The 19,645-nt window shown below is 62.9% G+C and carries 18 protein-coding genes and 1 tRNA gene; 3 read left to right on the plus strand and 16 right to left on the minus strand.

Features of this window, described 5'->3' with window-relative positions:
* Positions 1-64 precede the first annotated feature (64 nt).
* Together NKI64_RS17205 and NKI64_RS17210 are read left to right on the plus strand one after the other, a co-directional pair.
* The gene (locus NKI64_RS17205) at positions 65-1,144 is read left to right on the plus strand and encodes a sensor histidine kinase (protein WP_023685214.1); all 1,080 of its coding nucleotides are present in this window, start codon (positions 65-67) and stop codon (positions 1,142-1,144) included.
* Between the two features lie 235 nt (positions 1,145-1,379).
* Positions 1,380-1,613: a GcrA family cell cycle regulator gene (locus tag NKI64_RS17210; protein ID WP_081726058.1), complete on the plus strand. Its 234-nt coding sequence runs from the start codon at positions 1,380-1,382 to the stop codon at positions 1,611-1,613.
* 200 nt (positions 1,614-1,813) lie between these two features.
* Here NKI64_RS17210 and NKI64_RS17215 read toward each other — a convergent pair.
* Positions 1,814-1,898 (minus strand) — tRNA-Leu (locus NKI64_RS17215).
* Between the two features lie 338 nt (positions 1,899-2,236).
* On the opposite strand from NKI64_RS17215, the gene lipB reads away from it, so the two are divergent.
* Positions 2,237-2,980, plus strand: a complete 744-nt coding sequence (lipB, locus tag NKI64_RS17220; protein WP_023741628.1) for a lipoyl(octanoyl) transferase LipB — start codon at positions 2,237-2,239, stop codon at positions 2,978-2,980.
* Positions 2,981-2,999: 19 nt separating this feature from the next.
* On the opposite strand, the gene NKI64_RS17225 is transcribed toward lipB, so the two are convergent.
* The 15 genes from NKI64_RS17225 to nuoH form a co-directional block, all read right to left on the minus strand.
* Positions 3,000-4,250, minus strand: a complete 1,251-nt coding sequence (locus NKI64_RS17225; protein WP_023741629.1) for a peptidase M50 — start codon at positions 4,248-4,250, stop codon at positions 3,000-3,002.
* 461 nt (positions 4,251-4,711) lie between these two features.
* Complete coding sequence (locus NKI64_RS17230) at positions 4,712-5,395, minus strand: ABC transporter ATP-binding protein (protein WP_023690966.1); 684 nt, start codon at positions 5,393-5,395, stop codon at positions 4,712-4,714.
* Positions 5,392-6,630, minus strand: coding sequence for a lipoprotein-releasing ABC transporter permease subunit (locus NKI64_RS17235; RefSeq protein WP_031194713.1), 1,239 nt, complete (start codon positions 6,628-6,630; stop codon positions 5,392-5,394). The genes NKI64_RS17230 and NKI64_RS17235 overlap by 4 nt, the downstream gene beginning before the upstream one ends.
* Before the next feature lie 104 nt (positions 6,631-6,734).
* Positions 6,735-8,063 (minus strand): proline--tRNA ligase, encoded by a 1,329-nt coding sequence (gene proS, locus NKI64_RS17240; RefSeq protein ID WP_023670802.1) that lies wholly within the window; start codon positions 8,061-8,063, stop codon positions 6,735-6,737.
* Between the two features lie 731 nt (positions 8,064-8,794).
* On the minus strand, positions 8,795-9,079 hold the full coding sequence (locus NKI64_RS17245) for a DUF1467 family protein (protein WP_023670803.1): 285 nt from the start codon (positions 9,077-9,079) through the stop codon (positions 8,795-8,797).
* On the minus strand, positions 9,076-9,480 hold the full coding sequence (gene mce / locus NKI64_RS17250; RefSeq protein ID WP_352521997.1) for a methylmalonyl-CoA epimerase: 405 nt from the start codon (positions 9,478-9,480) through the stop codon (positions 9,076-9,078). Before mce ends, NKI64_RS17245 begins: the two co-directional genes overlap by 4 nt.
* Positions 9,481-9,577: 97 nt before the next feature.
* Positions 9,578-11,251, minus strand: coding sequence for a ribonuclease J (locus NKI64_RS17255; RefSeq protein ID WP_352668910.1), 1,674 nt, complete (start codon positions 11,249-11,251; stop codon positions 9,578-9,580).
* A gap of 33 nt (positions 11,252-11,284) precedes the next feature.
* On the minus strand, positions 11,285-12,106 hold the full coding sequence (locus NKI64_RS17260; RefSeq protein ID WP_023698334.1) for a biotin--[acetyl-CoA-carboxylase] ligase: 822 nt from the start codon (positions 12,104-12,106) through the stop codon (positions 11,285-11,287).
* Positions 12,107-12,111: 5 nt separating this feature from the next.
* A complete protein-coding gene (gene nuoN / locus NKI64_RS17265; protein WP_023727691.1) occupies positions 12,112-13,548 on the minus strand; it encodes an NADH-quinone oxidoreductase subunit NuoN in 1,437 nt (478 codons plus the stop codon).
* 18 nt (positions 13,549-13,566) lie between these two features.
* A complete protein-coding gene (locus NKI64_RS17270; protein WP_023670808.1) occupies positions 13,567-15,072 on the minus strand; it encodes an NADH-quinone oxidoreductase subunit M in 1,506 nt (501 codons plus the stop codon).
* Positions 15,072-17,045, minus strand: coding sequence for an NADH-quinone oxidoreductase subunit L (gene nuoL, locus NKI64_RS17275; protein ID WP_023685204.1), 1,974 nt, complete (start codon positions 17,043-17,045; stop codon positions 15,072-15,074). The genes NKI64_RS17270 and nuoL overlap by 1 nt, the downstream gene beginning before the upstream one ends.
* Before the next feature lie 10 nt (positions 17,046-17,055).
* On the minus strand, positions 17,056-17,364 hold the full coding sequence (nuoK, locus tag NKI64_RS17280; protein WP_023670810.1) for an NADH-quinone oxidoreductase subunit NuoK: 309 nt from the start codon (positions 17,362-17,364) through the stop codon (positions 17,056-17,058).
* Between the two features lies 1 nt (position 17,365).
* The gene (locus NKI64_RS17285) at positions 17,366-17,986 is read right to left on the minus strand and encodes an NADH-quinone oxidoreductase subunit J (protein ID WP_023670812.1); all 621 of its coding nucleotides are present in this window, start codon (positions 17,984-17,986) and stop codon (positions 17,366-17,368) included.
* 123 nt (positions 17,987-18,109) lie between these two features.
* On the minus strand, positions 18,110-18,601 hold the full coding sequence (gene nuoI, locus NKI64_RS17290) for an NADH-quinone oxidoreductase subunit NuoI (RefSeq protein WP_023685203.1): 492 nt from the start codon (positions 18,599-18,601) through the stop codon (positions 18,110-18,112).
* Positions 18,601-19,644 carry an NADH-quinone oxidoreductase subunit NuoH gene (nuoH, locus tag NKI64_RS17295; protein WP_023735918.1) on the minus strand — a complete coding sequence of 348 codons (1,044 nt, stop codon included), beginning with the start codon at positions 19,642-19,644 and terminating at the stop codon, positions 18,601-18,603. The genes nuoI and nuoH overlap by 1 nt, the downstream gene beginning before the upstream one ends.
* Position 19,645: the final 1 nt, after the last annotated feature.

A 19,645-nucleotide genomic window follows, 5' to 3' on the forward strand; every position in this document is an offset into this window, starting at 1 on the left:
TGGAGATGGCGGGTGAATTGCATGCCTGATATTGATGGCTTCCACGCATCACGCAGGCGCCGAGATGACAGACTCCGATAAGGCTGACGCTGTCGAGCAATTGCTCGATACGCCTGACCTCGCCACCGCGCTGGAAAGCGACCAGTTCAAGAAATTTCTCGACCAGATGCCGATCGCGATCGCCGTCTCGGAATTGATCGCGAAGGAACGTGTCGTCTACGCCAATCCCGAATTCGAGAAGCTCTCGGACCTCAAGGCGCCGAAGCTTGCGCGGGAAAACTGGGCGGCCCTTTCCGGCAGGGGGCTTCATCGGCAGAAGGACAGGCCGCTCGCCGAGGCTGTCGTTGAAGACACCGATTTCGTCGGCACGTTTCGCCTCGAGCGCGGCGAGGACAAGCCGGCAATCGTCGACGTTTATTCCAACGTTATCGAGGACGACAACGGCAAGCTCTGCTTCCGGCTGGTGGCGCTTGTCGACGTCACGGCACACGGTGAGACCGAGGACGCGCGACCCGCGGAGGAGCTCATCCGGGAGAAGGACACCCTGTTGCGCGAACTGCAGCATCGGGTGAAAAACAATCTGCAGATGATCACCGCTTTGATCCGGATGGAAACCCGCAACGCCACCGAACCGGACCAGAAGCGTTTCGAAAGGCTTGCCGGCCGGGTAGACGCATTGGCAATCCTCTACCAGACATTGTCGGCTGACCAGCAGAAGGATGAGGTGGATCTTGGCGTGTACCTTAGCCAGATCGCGTCCGCCGTCATGGCGTCGCACGCAGTCGAAGGTATCCGCCTCGACCTTAAGGTGGATACCTATCCGGTATCCATCAACGTTGCCATGCCGACAGGCCTGGTCGTCAATGAGTTGCTGACCAACGCTCTCAAACATGCATTCGTCGGGCGCGATGGCGGCACGATCACGCTGCACAGCGTCGTCAGCGGCGATGGTTGCCGGGTGACTGTCGCCGATGATGGGATCGGTCTGCCGACGGGTGAGACCTGGCCCAGGCCCGGCAAGCTCGGCTCCTTGATCGCGCGGTCGCTGACCGAAAATGCCAAGGCGCAATTCGACGTCAAGTCGAGTGCCGGCGAGGGAACCAGGGTCACCATCGTCTTCAAGCGATCGGCGGCGACGGACTGAGGCTATGCAACGGCGCGCCGGCAAATCCCGGCCGGACAGGTGCTTCGGGCGCTCGCGGGTGTGGCCTTAAGTCGCAAACGATTTGGCTGCAGAAGCGGGGCGCCGGGCTTCTTTGACGGTGCTATCAGCACCATATGTGGTCCACAGCCCTCCAAAACGAGAGAAGCTCGCTCCGACCGGTCGCATCGCGGCCGTCAGCCGGCAATGGCTATGAACCAGGAAACTGAAAACCATCATGCGTGAAAATATCAGACCAGCGTCGAGAGACGTCCCCCTCATTCAGCTAGGCCTGCACCAGTGCCGCTTCCCGGTGAGCGAAGACCGGTCGGTACCCGGTGGTTACCGGTTTTGTGCCGGGCCGACGTCGCCGGATCGCGTCTACTGCGATCACCACCACACCGTCGTGACGGCCGTTGACCCTCGTCGAGCCCGTCCGGGTCTCCATTTCCCGCAACGACGCGCCGCTTAGGTCAATCACATCCCCTGCCCCGCCACCGGCAAAGCCGGGGACTCAGGTGCAGGAGGCTGGCCGGTGCGAGCCAAGCGGCGTTCGCGTGCGGCTCTGCGACGTCTTGTTGCAACTCTGCTGCGGCCGGTTCAAGCGCCAAAGGCGATGATTTGGCGTCGACGGCCTGAGAAGCCGCAATGATTTCAATGGCCGAAAAATTATGGTGCGGTCGAGAAGACTCGAACTTCCACGGGTTGCCCCACAGCGACCTCAACGCTGCGCGTCTACCAATTCCGCCACGACCGCCCGTGGTAGGAGCCGGAACGAACCGGCTCGCGGCGTGTAGCAAATCGTTTCCGGCGAAACAAGGGCGCGGCGCGCAATAATCGCCGCGAATTGGCATATCGGCCTCTACAGCGCCGCGCGTCCTGTGGGACGCGCAAAGGACGCTGCAGCACTTTGATTTGGCGCATGATCCTTTCCGAAGATCGTTCCTATCTTCGGGGTCGTGCGCGAAGGCCGAAATGCGTGGCGAACTGGACGTTTCAGCCGGATACCGCCATATGAAGGGCAAATGCATTTGGCCCCAGAGCGCAAGGCGGTTTCGCCAAGCCGGCGTGCATCACGCGAAAAACGAAAAAGCCATGACCGAACGCAGCCAGATCGCCACGTCGTTCCTGCCCTTGCCGGGTTCGGCGCCGGTCGAATGGCGCATCGAGCCCGGCCTGACCGGCTACACCGATGCGCTGGCCCTGATGGAAGCGCGCGCCGAGGCGATCCGCGCGGGTGCAGCCGCCGAGATGGTCTGGCTGGTCGAGCATCCGCCGCTTTACACCGCCGGGACCAGCGCCCGCATCGAGGACCTGATCGACCCCGACCGTTTCCCGGTCTTTGCCGCGGGGCGCGGCGGCGAATACACCTATCACGGGCCGGGGCAGCGGGTTGCCTATGTCATGCTTGACCTGAAGCGCCGGCGCGAGGATGTGCGCGCCTTCGTCGCCGCGCTCGAGCAGTGGATCATCGGCACGCTTGCCACCTTCAATGTGCGCGGCGAACGCCGCGAGGACCGCGTCGGAGTCTGGGTGGTGCGGCCCGAGCGCCCGTCCCTGCCCGACGGCTCGCCGGCTGAAGACAAGATCGCGGCCATCGGCATCCGGCTGCGGCGCTGGGTGAGCTTTCATGGCATTGCCGTCAATGTCGAGCCGGATCTCAGCCATTTCAGCGGCATCGTGCCATGCGGCGTGCCGGATCACGGCGTCACCAGCCTCGTCGACCTCGGCCTGCCCGTGACCATGGGCGATTTCGACCTGGCGCTGAAATCCGCCTTCGAGGATGTTTTCGGGGCAGCGAAGTCAACTTCTGCAGAACCGGCTCGCAAGGCCGGCTGAGTCTCGCCTCGACCAACGCTCAAAGCAACCGCGCCGAGGCCCACAACAGCCCGAAACCGTGAATGGCGAAGACGGCCAGCAGCGCGCCGGCCATGGCGAAACGATCGAAGATGCGGATCGGCTTCAATTCGTGGCGCGGTTTTACCCCGCTACCCACTGTCATCAGGCTGAGGATGGCAAAGACGGCGCCCGCCACCAGCAGAAAGCTTTGGGAAAAGCCGGCCAGCCAGCCAAGCCACAGCAAGGCCGAGAGCAGGGAAAACGAGGCGAGCGCCAGGGCGACCGGCCCCGGGCAGATCTGGCGCAGCACCTGGCCGCCGTCGAATTTCCACACCGGCACCAGATTGGCGATGTTGAACAGCGCGGCAAAGCCGGCAAGCGTCGCCAGAAGGGCCGCGGCGAGCCGATGTCCCTCGCCGGACGCGAGCCCGCTGGCGACGATCAGCAGCGGAACCAGGAACGCGGAAAAGCCGGCGCCCATCAGCGCCACGAAGGCGACCTCGAAGCGGCTGTCATAAGGCCGGCCACCAATGGCGATGCCGCCGAGCAGCGGGATAAAGATCATCCGCGCCTTGCGATGACCGGTCAGCCGGAAGGCCGCCATGTGGCCGAGCTCATGCAGGGCGACCACCGAGGTCAGGATCGCGGCCAGCGCCAGGCCGCCAAGATTGAGCCCGAAGAACGGCCAAAGGATGAAAGCCGACAGAACGGCGAAACCGACCTGGCTCAGCGGATGCTCGAACCAGCCGCCCTTGCGATACTGTCCGGTCCTCGCCCAGATCTCCAGCTTGCCGAGCTCGCGGCGCATGGCGAAGTAGCGGAACACCAGGAAGGCGACGCCGCGATAGCGATCGGTCTGACTGAGCGTCACCCGCGTGCCGGCACCTTCCGAGGTGAGTTCGGTGGTCTCATAAAAATCCTTCCAGAACGACGCGTCGAGCGCGGTATCCTCGATGACCCGCATCGAAAAACGACTGCCTTCGACGACGTCCTCGAAGCGCGACCTGCGCTCGATCGGCTGGCCGTCCCGGCCTTCCCACGACAGCAGGATGCGGGCCGTGCCCTGCCCGTCCAGCGGCTGGGCCGAGAGTATCTCGCCGGACCAGCCGGCATCGCTGCCGAGCGGCCACAGCGCCTGCCAGAGGCGCTGCCGGTCCATTGCGACCACGCGGCTGAGCCTCACCGTGCGCAAACCGAGCGGCGCGGTCATCAAAAGGAAAATCAATCCGAGATTACCGGCCACGAGAAGGGCCGTCACGATCGGCGACACCTGAGGTTTTGCTCCCTGTATTTGGCAGGGCACCCTAGCGGCACGGCGGCAAGAAAGGCTTAACGGCACAACGCCCCTCCTGCCCGCCTAAAACACTGCGGCGAACAGCAGTTGCATCACATGGCGCCGATCCAGACGGCCATGGAAACCAGAAACGCACTCATGCACACCAACGAAACGACGTCCTGAACAAGATCGCTCATAACTCTCTCCTGTTGTTGCTATGTTCGTATTTTGTTCTAACTTTGTTCGAAAGTCAATGAGCGGAAAGCGGCATGCCGACGAATCCTGACAGCCGGTTTGGGCAGGGTTAACGAAAGGTTGACGGGGTGACGGCAGTGCTGACGCAGGGCGCATCGCATGCCTTTGCGATCGGGACACGCACCAATCACTTCGTGATCCTAGGGCGGAGCAAGGAGCGCAGCGACGCGGCGCAGACCCTAGGATGAGGAAGTTGGGGCCTACAACGGAACGACCTTGCCATCCGCCAACGTCACCCGGCGGTCCATGCGCGAGGCGAGTTCGTGATTGTGGGTCGCGATCAGCGCGGCAAGGCCGGACTGCTTGACCAGCGCGCCAAGCGCCTCGAAGACATAGGACGCGGTGACCGGGTCGAGATTGCCGGTCGGCTCGTCGGCCAAAAGCAGCAAGGGCGCATTGGCGACGGCACGGGCGATGGCGACGCGCTGCTGTTCGCCGCCGGACAGCTCCGACGGACGGTGCGACGCGCGCTTGCCGATCTGCATATAGTCGAGCAGCTGTGCTGCGCGCTCCGACGACTCCTTGCGCGAAAGCCCTTTGATCAGCTGCGGCATCATGATGTTTTCGAGCGCCGAAAACTCCGGCAGCAGATGATGGAACTGATAGACGAAGCCGACATCGTTGCGGCGGATTGCCGTGCGTTCGTCGTCGGAGAGCCGTCCGCAGGCGCGGCCGGCCAGAATGACGTCGCCGGCGTCGGGGCGCTCGAGCAGGCCCGCCGTGTGCAGCAGCGTCGACTTGCCGGTGCCCGACGGCGCCACCAGCGCCACCATCTCGCCGCGTTTCAGCGAAAAGTCGGCGCCGTTCAAAATGGTGAGCTTGCGCGGCCCCTGGACATAGTGCCGCTCGACGCTCTTCAGCTCGATAATGATCTCGGACTTCATTCGTATCTCAAGGCCTCGACCGGATCGAGCCGTGCGGCGCGCCATGCCGGAAACACTGTTGCCAGGAAGGACAGGCCGAGCGCCATCAGGATGACATAGGTGGTCTCGCGCGGGTCCATCTTTGCCGGCAGCTGGCTGAGGAAATAGAGTTCCGGATTGAACAGCACCTTGCCGGTCATCCAGGAGAAGAACTGGCGGATGGATTCGATGTTGGTGCAGATGAGCACCCCGAGCAGCACGCCGGCGAGCGTGCCGGTTACGCCGATCGCAGCACCCGTCATCAGGAAGATGCGCAGGATGGCGCCGCGCGAGGCGCCCATCGTGCGCAGGATGGCGATGTCGTGGCCCTTGTCCTTCACCAGCATGATCAGGCCCGAAATGATGTTGAGCGCCGCCACCAGCACGATCAGCGTCAGGATCATGAACATGACGTTGCGTTCGACCTGCAGTGCGGAAAAGAACGTCTCGTTGCGCTGGCGCCAGTCGACCATATCGATCGGCCGCTGCGCCGCCGCATCGACCAGCGGTTTCAGCGCATCGACATTATCGGGGTTGTCGACATAGATCTCGATCGTCTGCGCCCTGCCGTCCATGTTGAAATAGAGCTGCGCTTCGGAAAACGGCATGTAGACGATGGAGCTGTCATACTCCGACATGCCGACCTCGAAGATCGCCGCCACCTTGTAGCCCTTCAGCCGCGGCGTCGTGCCCATCGGCGTCACATCGCCGTCCGGCGAGATCAGCGTGATGGTGTCGCCGAGCACAAGGCCGAGATTCTCCGCCATGCGCTTGCCGATGGCGACGCCCTCGCCGGAGTCGAAGCCGTCAAGCGTGCCTTGCTTGACGTTTTGGGCGACGATGGCGATCTTGCCGAGGTCTTCGGCCCTGATACCGCGCACCAGCGCGCCCATGCCGCCGCCGACATTGCCCTGCGCCAGCACCTGGCCATCGATCAGCGGGATCGCGTATTTGACGCCGGCCACGCCGTTGATGCGGGCTGCGACCTGCGCATAATCCTCAAGCGGCGAATCCAGCGGCTGCACGATCAGATGGCCGTTGACGCCGAGGATGCGGGTCAGAAGTTCGGCTCGAAACCCATTCATGACAGCCATGACGACGATCAGCGTGGCGACGCCCAGCATTATGCCTAGGAAGGAGATCGAGGCGATGACCGAGATCACCGTCTCCTTGCGGCGCGACCGCAAATAACGCCAGGCGACCATGCGTTCGAACATGGAGAACGGGCCGGCGACCGGAGACTTGGTGACCGGAGACTTGGCGACCGGAGACTTGCCAACCGGAGACTGGGCTACCGAAGACTTCGCTGCCGCGGCTTCGCTCATGCGGTTGCACCGAAGCGTTTCCTGGCCTCCGCGACCGGCAGCGTCTCGCGCTCGCCGGTCCGGCGGTTCTTGATCTCGATCTCGCCGGCGGCCACGCCGCGCGGCCCGACGATCACCTGCCAGGGCAGGCCGATCAGGTCGGCGGTGGCGAACTTGCCGCCCGGCCGCTGGTCGGTGTCGTCGTAAAGCACATCCTTGCCGGCGCTGGTGAAGGCGGCGTAGAGCTCGCCGCAGACGCGGTCGCACTCGGCGTCGCCGGCCTTCATGTTGATCAGGCCGATGTCGAACGGCGTCACCGCTTCCGGCCAGATGATGCCGTTGTCGTCATGGCTGGCCTCGATGATCGCCGCCACCAGCCGCGACGGACCGATACCGTAGGAGCCGCCGGAAACGAAATGATCCTTGCCGTCGGGCCCGGTCACCTTGGCGCCCATGGGCTTGGAATATTTGTCGCCGAAATGGAAGATGTGGCCGACCTCGATGCCGCGTGCCGAGACCCGGTCGGCCTCGCCAAGCTTGTCCCAGGCCGCCTCGTCATGCATCTCGTCGGTGGCGGCGTAAGGCGTCGTCCACGTTTTGACGATGTCGGCGATCTCGCCGTCATTGCCGAAGTCGGTTTTCTCGCCGGGCACCTGGAGCGACAGATATTCGCGGTCGCAATAGACCTGGCTCTCGCCGGTGTCGGCCAGGATGATGAATTCATGGCTGAGATCGCCGCCGATCGGCCCGGTGTCGGCCCGCATCGGAATGGCCTGCAGCCCCATGCGCGTGAACGTTCGGAGATAGGATACGAACATGCGGTTATAGGCGGCCTTCGCGCCCTCGAAATCGAGGTCGAAGGAATAGGCGTCCTTCATCAGGAATTCGCGTGAACGCATGACGCCAAAGCGCGGACGCACCTCGTCGCGGAACTTCCACTGGATGTGGTAGAGGTTGAGCGGCAAATCCTTGTACGACTTGACGTAGGCGCGCACGATCTCGGTGACCACTTCCTCGTTGGTCGGACCGTAGAGCATGTCGCGGTCCTGCCGGTCCTTGATGCGCAGCATCTCCTTGCCATAGTCGTCATAGCGGCCGCTTTCGCGCCACAGATCGGCCGACTGGATGGTCGGCATCAGGATTTCCAGCGCGCCGGCGCGGTTCTGCTCCTCGCGGATGATGCGGCAGACCTTGTCGAGCACCAGCTTGCCCAGCGGCAGCCAGGAAAAGCTGCCCTGCCCCTGCTGGCGGATCATGCCGGCACGCAGCATCAGCCGGTGCGAGACGATCTCGGCCTCGCGCGGATTTTCTTTCAGGATGGGCAGGAAAAACTGCGACAAACGCATGGACAGGTCCGTGAGAGAGGAGGCTGCGCCGGAATCGGCGCGGCTGGCTTGCTTGCCCCGGCTTCATAGCTATTTCGTGACGGAATGGAAACCCGACCGGCCGCATCGGTCCGAAATCGCAAAAATCGATTCTTCTTCCAAAGACCTTCGCACCGAAAACGATAATGCTTTTGATGCAAAATGATGACCCTGACTCCGAAGTGCTCACACACGCTTTGCGCGTCCGGGCGACGCGGCACACCTGACCAGATTAAGGCCGCAGCCCCGGTGTTGTTCGTTTCGCAAGCAAAGCCTGCCGCACTATTGTGCACTGCAGCACAGATTGCCCGATTGCGGGCAAAATTCTGCGTGACAATTTCATCAGGGTTAGGCTAGTGTGCCCCGATAACCGAGAGGGTGGAGAAAAATCTGCTCTCCTACGCGGTCAAAGTCTTGGGAGGATGCGATCTAGGCGCGGTTACCCGCTGCCGCCGGAAACCGGAAAACAGATCGGAACGCGTTTAAATTGCAAGGCCTTGTGCCTTGCATTTTTTTTGCCCGATCATCTGGTTAGATCAACCTGTTCCCAAATCACGTGAGCTTGCGTCAGCCTGATGCCCAGTCGTGATTCTAATGCGGGTCGGCCATGCCTGGCCGCCGATTGTGCATCGCAGGCTGGCGAGACAAAACCTGAGTTTGGCGCTCCGAAAACAGGCACGAACACCCCACCCGATCTGTCGGCGGGAAAGTGGTTAGTTAGCAGGTGCCTGGCTGGCTTCGGGGATGATGTGCGGGACTTCGTCGAGGCTGTAGCCCAGCCCGTGCGTCAGGCTGTAGAAAACCCCCATGACGACAGCCGTGACGATGGTGGTGCGGATCACGGCGCGCAGCATATGCGGTCCGCGCGGCGCGCTCGCAACAGTGCCCAGCGTCACGTCCTGATCGTCATCCTGCGTCTTGACGCTGAACGGCAGCACGATGAACAGCATCAGCCACCAGGTGATGAAGAACAGCGCGGCAAACGAAATCCAGCTCATGCCTGCTCCAGTTCGACCAGCGTGCCGAAGAAATCCTTGGGATGCAGGAACAGCACCGGCTTGCCGTGAGCGCCGGTCTTGGGATTGCCATCGCCCAGCACGCGGGCGCCGCTCGCTTTGAGGTGATCGCGCGCGGCAAGGATGTCGCCGACCTCGTAGCAGACATGATGCATGCCGCCGAAGGGGTTCTTGTCCAGAAAGGCCGCGATCGGCGACCGTTCGCCCAGCGGCTCCAGGAGTTCGATCTTGGTGTTGCCGACATCGACGAACACCACGGTAACGCCATGCTCGGGCAGCGCTTGCGGCGCGGTGACCTTCGCGCCAAGCGTATCGCGATAGGCCGCAATCGCCGCGGCCAGGTCCGGCACGGCAAGTGCTACATGGTTCAGGCGTCCCAGCATGAAGTGCTCCACAAGTTAAGGGAGTAGGGAATGGGCAGTAGGCAGTAGTGATACATCTGCATTTTTCTCCACTGCCTACCGCCTACTGCCTATTCCCTCACCTCGTCACAAACACCGTCACCAGCGGCTTCTTGCCCCAGGCTTCGTTGGCGGCGCGGCGCACGGCGCGGCGCACCGCTTCCTGCACCAGATCGAGGTCCTTGCGGCGCTGGCGAGGGATCGAGTCGACCGCGCCGACGGCCGCGTCGAGCATCAGATCTTCCATGTTTTCGCCACGGGCATCGGCCTCGGCGACGCCGATGGCGACCAGATCGGGATCGCCGGCGAGCTCATATTTGTCGTCGAGCACGACATTGACCGCGACATGGCCGGCAAAGGATAGCTTGCGCCGGTCGCGTATGCCCATCGCCTGGTCGGTGCCGATCAGCCTGCCGTCCTTGTAGATGCGGCCGAACGGCACCTGGTCGATGATCGTGGCCGGACCCGGCGCCAGCCGCAGCATGTCGCCGTCGCGCACTTGCGCCACCTGGCCGATGCCCGACGTCGACATCAGCGACCCCTGCGCCACCAGATGCGCGGCTTCGCCGTGCACGGGAACGCCGATCTGCGGCCGCACCCATTCATACATCCTGCGCAATTCGCTGCGGCGGGGATGGCCGGAGACATGCACAAGCGCGTCGCCATCCTCGATGATCTTGATGCCGAGGTCGATGAGGCGGTTCTTGATCTCGAGGATCGCCTTCTCGTTGCCGGGAATGGTGCGTGAGGAAAACACCACCGTGTCGCCGGCCGTCAGCGACACCGATTTCATCTCGTCGCGCGAAAGTTTTGCCAGTGCCGCCAGCGCCTCGCCCTGGCTACCGGTGCAGATGATGACGAGGTTCTCGCGCGGGATGAAGCCGAAATCCTCTTCGGCGATGAACTCCGGCAGCCCGTCCATGTAGCCGAGCTCGCCGGCGACATCGATGACCCGCTTCAGCGAGCGGCCCAGCACCAGGCACTGGCGGCCGGCATCGCGCGCCGCCTTGGCGATCGAGACGATGCGCCCGACATTGGAAGAGAAGGTGGTGACGGCGACACGGCCGACAGCGCTCTGGATGACGCCCCTGAGGCCTTCGCCCACCGCCACTTCCGACGGCGATTCGCCTTCGCGCAGCGCATTGGTGGAATCGCAGACCAGCGCCAGAACGCCCTTGTCGCCATAGGCGCGAAACCGCGCCTCGTCGGTTTTCGGACCGATCGTCGGTTCCGGATCGATCTTCCAGTCGCCGGTATGGATGACGGTGCCGGCCGGCGAGGTGATCGCCAGCGACATCGGCTCGGGGATCGAGTGCGCCACCGGAATGGCCTCGATCGAGAACGGGCCGACAGTGAATGTTTCGCCTGCCCGGTAGATCGTCACCGGAATTTTCTTCGGCGCGCCCTGCTCGCCCTGGCGCTTGGCGTCCAGCAGTCCGGCGCTGAACGGTGTCATCCACACCGGCGCCTTCAGCTTCGGCCAGATGTCGAGCAGCGCCCCGTAATGGTCTTCATGCGCGTGGGTGATGATGATGCCGCGCAGGCCGGCGAGGTTCTCCTCGATGAAGCGCGTATCGGGCAGGATCAGGTCGACGCCAGGATGCGCCGCATCGGGAAAAGTCACGCCGACATCGACGACGATCCACTCGCGCGCGCTAGGCGGCCCATAGCCGTAAAGGGCGAAGTTCATGCCGATCTCGCCGACGCCGCCGAGCGGCACGAAGACGAGTTCGGCGTTTTGCGCTTTCGCCATCAATTTTCCCTTCCCGGCCCTTGCGGCCAGCCCCTAAATCTTTGCCGACGCGACGGCGCCGAAATGCACGTCGCCGGCGGCTACCGTCACGACCGACCCCTCATCATCGCGGATCACGAAACGGCAGTCCGCGTCAATGGTCTCGAAGGTACCGCGCACCACATTCCCGTCAATCCTGACAGCAACCTCGCCGCCAAGCCCCGCCGCGCGCGCCAGCCAGCGACGCCGGATGGCGTCGAGCCCGCGTCCGTCATCCCACAGCCGGGCATTGTCGGTCCAGGCATCGGACAGCGCCAAAAACAGCGTTTCGGCGTCGCATGTCGCGCCCAGCGCCTGAAGCGATGTCGCCGGATACGGCAAATCCGGCGGATGCGCCACCACATTGACGCCGATGCCCACCGCCACCGCGAAACGGCCGCCATCGAGAATGGCCGATTCCAGCAGGATGCCGGCCAATTTGGCGCCGGAGGCAAGCACATCGTTCGGCCATTTCAGCTCGAAGCGGTTCTGCCCTTGGCTGGCGCCGTCGAGGCCGATGGCGATCCTGCCCTTCGGCACCACGGCGTCAAGCGCATCGGCCAGCGACAGGCCGGCGACGAAGCCCAGCGTCGCCGCCAGACGCAACTCACCGCCGGTGATGACCAGCAATGTCGCCGCCAGATTGCCCTCGGGCGATACCCAGGCCCTGCCGCGGCGGCCACGGCCGCTTTCCTGCTTCTTGGAAACGACCCACAATTTGCCGGGGTCGCCTGCCTTTGCATGGTCCAGCGCAAGCGTGTTGGTGGAACCTACACTGTCATGGGCCTCGAGCCGGAACCCTTCCGTTTCGGAGGTGGGAGCCAGCCGAAATGCCATTCCGGTCAGAAAAATGTCTTGGCGGCGGCTTCGGCGTAGGTCGCGATCGGACCGCCGATCAGCACATAGAACAGCACGAAAGCGCCGGAGACACCAAGCACGAGGCGCAGCTCAACCGCCATCGGCACGAAGCCGCCGGCCGGTTCGTCGAACCACATGATCTTGATGATCCGCAGATAGTAGAAAGCGCCCACCACAGAGGCCAGCACGCCGATGATCGCCAGCGCATAGAGATTGGCGTTGATGGCGGCGAGGAACACGTACCATTTCCCCCAGAAACCGGCGAGCGGCGGGATGCCGGCCAGCGAGAACATCAGGATGGTCAGGATCGTCGCCATGATCGGATTGGTCGACGACAGACCGGCGAGATCGCTGATCTGCTCGACATTGCCTTCCTTGCGCCGCATGGCGAGGATGAAGGCGAAGGTGCCGAGCGTCATGACGAGATAGATCAGCATGTAGATGGCGACGCCGCGCACGCCGGCCTGGCTGTTGGCGGCTAGGCCGACCAGCGCGTAGCCCATATGGCCGATCGAGGAGTACGCCATCAGCCGCTTGATGTTGGTTTGGCCGATCGCGGCGAAGGAGCCGAGCGCCATCGAGGCGATCGAGATGAAGACGATGATCTGCTGCCAGTCGGAAGCGATCGGCTTGAAGGCGCCCATGGTGACGCGCACGATCAGCGCCATTGCCGCCATTTTGGGGGCAGCCGCCAGGAAGGCGGTGACCGGCGTCGGCGCGCCCTCGTAGACATCGGGCGTCCACATGTGGAACGGCACCGCGGAAATCTTGAAGGCAAGGCCGGCCAAAACGAAGACCAGGCCGACGACGAGGCCGAGCTGGCGCTCACCGCTGCCAAGCGCCGAGGCGATTTCCTGGAAGCCGACATTGCCAGTGTAGCCGTAAATGAGGCTGATGCCGTAAAGCAGCATGCCCGACGACAGCGCGCCCAGCACAAAATACTTCAAACCGGCCTCGGTCGAACGCAGATTGTCGCGATTGATCGCGGCCAGCACGTAAATCGCCAGCGACTGCAGCTCGAGGCCGAGATAGACCCCGATCATGCCGTTGGCCGAGATCATCAGCATCATACCGAGCGTGCAGAGCAGGATCAGCACCGGGTATTCGAACTTGTCGAAATGCTCCTGCCTGGCGAAGCGCATCGACATCACCAGCGTCACCGCCGAACCGATCAGCGACAGCACCTTCATGAAGCGGGAGAACGGATCCTGGATGAAGGCGTTGCCGTAGGCTGCGCCCTGTCCCGTGGGAAAGATCAGCCATAGGCCTGCGATCACCAGCACGGCGACGGCAAGGACAGTCACCAGAATGGCAGTGTTGGCGCGCGAATAGGCGCCCACCATCAACAGCGCCAGCGCGCCGATGGCGAGGATCAGCTCCGGCGTCGAGAGCGAAAGGCTGGAATAAAGGTCCGGCGTCATGGTTCGCAAAACCTCTGGTCAGTTCGCCGCCGCGGTCTGCGCGGCGCCGATGGATGCGGTGACATTGGTGACGAGCGCCTTGACCGACTGGGCCGTGGCATCGAAGACGGGAGCGGGATAGACGCCGAAGAAGATGACCAGCACGACCAGCGGGTAGATGATCGCCTTCTCGCGCGTCGACAGATCGAGCAGGCCCTTCAGGCTTTCCTTGGTCAGCGCGCCGAAGATCACCCGGCGGTAGAGCCAGAGCGCGTAGGCCGCCGACAGGATGACGCCGGTGGCGGCGAAGAACGCCACCCAGGTGTTGACCCGGAACACGCCGAGCATGGTCAGGAACTCGCCGACGAAGCCTGACGTGCCGGGCAAGCCGACATTGGCCATGGTGAAGATCAGGAACACGGTTGCGTATTTCGGCATGTTGTTGACCAAGCCGCCATAGGCGTCGATCTCTCGCGTGTGCATGCGGTCGTAAATGACGCCGACGCACAGGAACAGTGCGCCCGAGACGAGGCCGTGGCTCAGCATCTGGAAGATCGCGCCCTGCACGCCTTCCTGGTTCATGGCGAAGATGCCCATGGTGACGAAGCCCATATGGGCGACGGAGGAATAGGCGATCAGCTTCTTCATGTCCTCCTGCATCAGCGCCACCAGCGAGGTGTAGATGATGGCGACGACCGACAGCGTAAACACCAGCGGCGCGAACATTTCCGACGCCAGCGGGAACATCGGCAGGGAGAAGCGCAGGAAGCCGTACCCACCCATTTTCAACAGGATGCCGGCCAGGATCACCGAGCCCGCCGTCGGCGCTTCGACGTGCGCATCGGGCAGCCAGGTGTGCACCGGCCACATCGGCATCTTCACCGCGAAGGAGGCGAAGAAGGCCAGAAATAGCCATGTCTGCATGTGGGCCGGGAAGTTGTGGGTCAGCAGCGTCGGGATGTCGGTGGTGCCCGCCTGGAAGAACATCGCCATGATGGCGAGCAGCATCAGCACCGAGCCGGCCAACGTGTAGAGGAAGAACTTGAACGAGGCATAGACGCGGCGCTTGCCGCCCCAGACGCCGATGATGATGAACATCGGGATCAGGCCGGCCTCGAAGAAGACGTAGAACAGCACGATGTCGAGCGCGCAGAACACGCCGATCATCAGCGTTTCCAAGAGCAGGAAGGCAATCATGTAGGCCTTGACGCGCTTGTCGATCGCTTCCCACGACGCCAGGATGCAGAGCGGCATCAGGAACGTCGTGAGGATGACGAACAGCATCGAAATGCCGTCGACGCCCATATGGTAGGAGATGCCGGAATCCAGCCAGGCAAACTTCTCGACGAACTGGAAGCCGGCCTGCGAATTGTCGAAGCCGGTCCAGATGAACAGCGAGATGATGAAGGTGGCCGCCGTCGTCGTGAACGCGATGGCGCGGATGTTGCGACGCGCATTCGGGCTGTCATCCCTGATGAACAGGATCAGCAGCACACCTACGAGCGGCAGGAAGGTGACCAGCGAGAGGATTGGCCAGGCGGTCATCAGAGCATCATCCAGGTGACGAGTGCGGCCACGCCGATCAGCATGGCGAATGCATAGTGATAGAGATAGCCGGTCTGCAGCTTGACGACGCGGTCGGTGACGTCGACGACGCGCGCCGAAATGCCGTCAGGACCGAGCCCGTCGATGATGGTGCCGTCGCCGGTCTTCCACAAGAACCTGCCCAGCGCCTTTGCCGGCCGCACGAACAGGACGTCGTAGAGCTCGTCAAAGTACCATTTGTTGAGCAGGAAGGCATAGAGCAGCCGATGGTTGGCGGCGACACTCCGGGGCAGTTCCGGCGAGCGGATGTAGAACTTCCAGGCGACGGCAAAGCCGATGACCATGGCGACGAACGGTGCCAGCTCGACCCACAGCGGCAATTCGTGGATATCGTGCAGGATGTGGTTGTCCGGCAGCGTGAACAGCGACGCCTTCCAAAATTCGGCATAGGCTTCGCCGATGAAGGCGCCATGGAAGATAACGCCGGCAAACAGCGCGCCCGCGGCCAGGATGAACAGCGGCACCAGCATCACCGGCGGCGATTCATGGACATGGTGCATGACGTCGTGGCTCGCCCGCGGCTCGCCGTGGAAGGTCATGAAGATCAGCCGCCAGGAGTAGAAAGAGGTGAAGCAGGCGGCGATGACCAGCAGGACAAAAGCGAGGCCGGCGACCGAATTGTGGCCGGCAAAGGCAGCCTCGATGATGGCATCCTTGGAGAAGAAGCCGGCGGTGCCGATGACGGTCACCGGAATGCCGACGCCGGTCAGCGCCAGCGTGCCGATCACCATCATCCAGTAGGTCTTCGGAATGAGCTTCCGCAGGCCACCCATCTTGCGCATGTCCTGCTCGTCGGACACGGCATGGATGACCGAGCCGGAGCCCAGGAACAGCAGCGCCTTGAAGAAGGCATGCGTGAACAGATGGAAGATCGCCGCGCCATAGGCGCCGACGCCGAGCGCGACGAACATGTAGCCGAGCTGCGAGCAGGTCGAATAGGCGATGACGCGCTTGATGTCGTTCTGAACCAGGCCGACGGTCGCCGCGAAGAAGGCGGTGAAGGCGCCGATGAAGGTCACCACGGTCAGCGCCGAATGCGACAGTTCGAACAGCGGCGACAGCCGCGCCAGCATGAACACGCCGGCCGTAACCATGGTGGCGGCATGGATCAGCGCGGAAACCGGCGTCGGGCCTTCCATGGCGTCCGGCAGCCAAGTGTGCAGCGGCACCTGCGCCGACTTGCCCATGGCGCCCATGAACAGCAGCAGGCAGACGATGGTCATGGCCGCCTGCTTGTCCAGCGCATAGCCGAGGAAGGTAAGCACGGCGGCGCCTTGTGGGGCGCCTTCAGCCGGAATGAACGTAGCGGCATTGGCGAAGATGGTGCCCAGATTGACCGAGCCGAACAAAACGAAGACGCCGAAAATGCCGAGCGCAAAGCCGAAATCGCCGACGCGGTTGACGACGAAGGCCTTGATCGCAGCGGCATTGGCCGACGGCTTCTTGTACCAGAAGCCGATCAGCAAATAGGAGGCGAGACCCACCCCTTCCCAGCCGAAGAACATCTGCACCAGATTGTCCGCCGTCACCAGCATCAGCATGGCGAAGGTGAACAGCGACAGATAGGCGAAGAAGCGCGGCCGGTTCGGATCGTGGTGCATGTAGCCGATCGAATAGATGTGGACCAGCGCCGACACCGTGTTGACCACCACCAGCATGACCACCGTCAGCGTATCGATCCTGAGCGCCCAGGACGCGTCCAAGCCGCCGGATTGGATCCAGCGCAGTACCGGCACGGTGAACACCTCGCCTTCGCCGAAGCCGACGGAGAAGAAGGCGACCCAGGACAGCACGGCCGAGATCACCAGGAAGCCCGAGGTGATATATTCCGATGCCTTGGCGCCGAGCGCATTGCCGAACAGGCCGACAATCAGGAAGCCGAGCAGCGGAAGGAAGACGATCGCTTGATACATGTTAGCCCCGTCAACCCTTCATCTGGTTCACGTCTTCGACCGCGATCGAGCCGCGGTTGCGGAAGAAGACGACGAGAATGGCAAGACCGATGGCCGCTTCGGCGGCCGCGACCGTCAGCACGAACAGGGCAAACACCTGGCCGACGAGATCGCCCAATGCCGCCGAGAAGGCGACGAAATTGATGTTGACCGCCAAAAGGATCAGCTCGATCGACATCAGGATGACGATGATGTTCCTGCGGTTCAGGAAGATGCCGAACACGCCGAGCGTGAACAGGATCGCCGATACGGTCAGGTAATGTGCGATGCCGACGACCATCTCAGAGCCCCTCGCCCGACTTGACCTTGCGGATTTCCATGCCTGTCGCCGGCGTGCGGCCGACCTGGGCTGCGATCGACTGCCGCTTGATCCCTTCCTTGTGGCGCAGCGTCAGGACGATGGCGCCGATCATGGCGACCAGCAGGATGAGGCCCGAAATCTGGAAGTAGTAGAGGTAGTCGGTATAGAGGATGTCGCCGAGTGCTGCGGTGTTTGTCCGCGCGGCAAGATCCGGGATGGGTTTGGAGACCGTCGAGGCCAGTTGCGGCGCGAAGGTGTAGCCGCCGAGCACCACGATCAGCTCGGCCGCCAGGATCAGCCCGACCAGCGCGCCGATCGGCGCATATTGCAGGGCGCCTTCCTTCATCTCGGCGAAGTCGACATCGAGCATCATGACGACGAACAGGAACAGCACCATGACCGCGCCGACATAGACGACAAGCAGGATCATCGCCAGGAACTCGGCGCCGGTCAGCATGAACAGGCCGGCGGCGTTGAAGAAGGTCAGGATCAGGAACAGCACGGAATGCACGGGGTTGCGCGACGAAATGACCATGAAGGCCGACGCCACCGCGACAAAGGCGAAGAGGTAGAAAAAGGCCGCCTCTAGTCCACTCAGCATTGGGGATCCCCCGGGTTCCTGTCCAAACAGGACATCCGTCCTGTTTGATTTCTGCGACCGCCTCCGGCCGGCAAGTTGCGTTGTCCTTAGACGAGGCCCCTCGCCCCGTCCATGCGTCAAATGTCAGCGGTAGGGCGAGTCCAGCGAGATGTTGCGCGCCAGTTCGCGCTCCCAGCGGTCGCCATTCGCCAGCAGCCTGTCCTTGTCGTAGTAAAGCTCTTCGCGCGTCTCCGTCGCGAACTCGAAATTCGGCCCCTCGACGATGGCGTCGACCGGGCAGGCTTCCTGGCAGAAGCCGCAATAGATGCACTTCACCATGTCGATGTCGTAGCGCACGGTGCGGCGCGTGCCGTCATTGCGGCGCGGGCCGGCCTCGATGGTGATCGCCTGCGCCGGACAGATCGCTTCGCACAATTTGCAGGCGATGCAGCGTTCCTCGCCATTGGGATAGCGGCGCAGCGCATGCTCGCCACGGAAGCGCGGGCTGGTCGGCCCTTTCTCGTGCGGATAGTTGATCGTTTCCTTCGGCGCGAAGAACTGGCGCATCGACAGGAAGAAGGCGCTGACGAAATCCTGCAGCAGCAGCGATTTTGCGGCCTGGCCAAAAGCGGACATCACGCAAACCCCGTGATTTTGAGGAAGGCCGCGGTGGCAACGACCATGAACAGGGAGATCGGCAGGAACACTTTCCAGCCCAGCCGCATCAGCTGGTCGTATCGGTAGCGCGGCACGAAGGCCTTCACCATGGAGAACATGAAGAACATCAGGCAGATCTTGAGCACGAACCAGATCACGCCGGGCACCCAGGTGAAGGGGGCGAAGTCGAAGGGCGGCAGCCAGCCGCCGAGGAACAGGATGGTGGCCAGCGCGCACATCATCACCACGGCGACATATTCGCCGAGGAAGAACAACAGGAACGGCGTCGAGGAGTATTCGACCATATGGCCGGCGACGAGTTCCGACTCGGCTTCCACCAGGTCGAAGGGCGGGCGGTTGGTCTCGGCCAGCGCCGAGATGAAGAAAATGACGAACATCGGGAACAGCGCCAGCCAGTGCCAGTCGAGGAAGCTGTTGGGCAGGCCAAGCTTGGTGCCCAGCCCATCCTGCTGCGACAGCACGATGTCCGACAGGTTGAGCGAGCCGACGCAGAGCAGCACGGTGACGATGACGAAGCCGATCGAGACTTCGTAGGACACCATCTGCGCCGCCGAGCGCAGCGCGCCGAGGAACGGGTATTTCGAGTTGGACGCCCAGCCGCCCATGATCACGCCGTAGACCTCGAGCGAGGAGATGGCGAAGACGTAGAGGATGCCGACATTGACGTTGGCGATCCCCCAGCCCGCATTGACGGGAATGACCGCCCAGGCCGAGATTGCCAGCACGGCCGACACCAGCGGCGCCAGCAGGAACACGCCCTTGTTGGCGCCGGACGGAATGACCGGTTCCTTGAAGACGAATTTCAGCAGATCGGCGAAAGCCTGCAGCGTGCCCCACGGGCCGACGACGTTCGGGCCGCGGCGCAATTGCACCGCCGCCCAGATCTTGCGGTCGGCGTAAAGCAGGTAGGCAACCCCGATCAGCAAAACGACGATCAGCACGACCGACTTTAAAAGGATGATCAGCGTCGGCACCACATAGAAGGAGAAGAAAGTGTCCATG

Origin of the sequence: Mesorhizobium sp. M0478, assembly GCF_040321305.1 — a bacterium.
In the GTDB taxonomy this organism is placed as follows: domain Bacteria; phylum Pseudomonadota; class Alphaproteobacteria; order Rhizobiales; family Rhizobiaceae; genus Mesorhizobium.

Excerpts from the sequence above, each read along its gene's own strand:
- NKI64_RS17205 (WP_023685214.1), top strand. The coding sequence starts at position 65 with ATGACAGACTCCGATAAGGCTGACGCTGTCGAGCAATTGCTCGATACG.
- NKI64_RS17210 (WP_081726058.1), top strand. The coding sequence starts at position 1,380 with ATGCGTGAAAATATCAGACCAGCGTCGAGAGACGTCCCCCTCATTCAG.
- lipB (WP_023741628.1), top strand. The coding sequence starts at position 2,237 with ATGACCGAACGCAGCCAGATCGCCACGTCGTTCCTGCCCTTGCCGGGT.
- NKI64_RS17230 (WP_023690966.1), bottom strand. The coding sequence starts at position 5,395 with ATGAAGTCCGAGATCATTATCGAGCTGAAGAGCGTCGAGCGGCACTAT.
- NKI64_RS17235 (WP_031194713.1), bottom strand. The coding sequence starts at position 6,630 with ATGTTCGAACGCATGGTCGCCTGGCGTTATTTGCGGTCGCGCCGCAAG.
- proS (WP_023670802.1), bottom strand. The coding sequence starts at position 8,063 with ATGCGTTTGTCGCAGTTTTTCCTGCCCATCCTGAAAGAAAATCCGCGC.
- NKI64_RS17245 (WP_023670803.1), bottom strand. The coding sequence starts at position 9,079 with ATGAGCTGGATTTCGTTTGCCGCGCTGTTCTTCATCACCTGGTGGCTG.
- mce (WP_352521997.1), bottom strand. The coding sequence starts at position 9,480 with ATGCTGGGACGCCTGAACCATGTAGCACTTGCCGTGCCGGACCTGGCC.
- NKI64_RS17255 (WP_352668910.1), bottom strand. The coding sequence starts at position 11,251 with ATGGCGAAAGCGCAAAACGCCGAACTCGTCTTCGTGCCGCTCGGCGGC.
- NKI64_RS17260 (WP_023698334.1), bottom strand. The coding sequence starts at position 12,106 with ATGGCATTTCGGCTGGCTCCCACCTCCGAAACGGAAGGGTTCCGGCTC.
- nuoN (WP_023727691.1), bottom strand. The coding sequence starts at position 13,548 with ATGACGCCGGACCTTTATTCCAGCCTTTCGCTCTCGACGCCGGAGCTG.
- NKI64_RS17270 (WP_023670808.1), bottom strand. The coding sequence starts at position 15,072 with ATGACCGCCTGGCCAATCCTCTCGCTGGTCACCTTCCTGCCGCTCGTA.
- nuoL (WP_023685204.1), bottom strand. The coding sequence starts at position 17,045 with ATGTATCAAGCGATCGTCTTCCTTCCGCTGCTCGGCTTCCTGATTGTC.
- nuoK (WP_023670810.1), bottom strand. The coding sequence starts at position 17,364 with ATGGTCGTCGGCATCGCACATTACCTGACCGTATCGGCGATCCTGTTC.
- NKI64_RS17285 (WP_023670812.1), bottom strand. The coding sequence starts at position 17,986 with ATGCTGAGTGGACTAGAGGCGGCCTTTTTCTACCTCTTCGCCTTTGTC.
- nuoI (WP_023685203.1), bottom strand. The coding sequence starts at position 18,601 with ATGTCCGCTTTTGGCCAGGCCGCAAAATCGCTGCTGCTGCAGGATTTC.
- nuoH (WP_023735918.1), bottom strand. The coding sequence starts at position 19,644 with ATGGACACTTTCTTCTCCTTCTATGTGGTGCCGACGCTGATCATCCTT.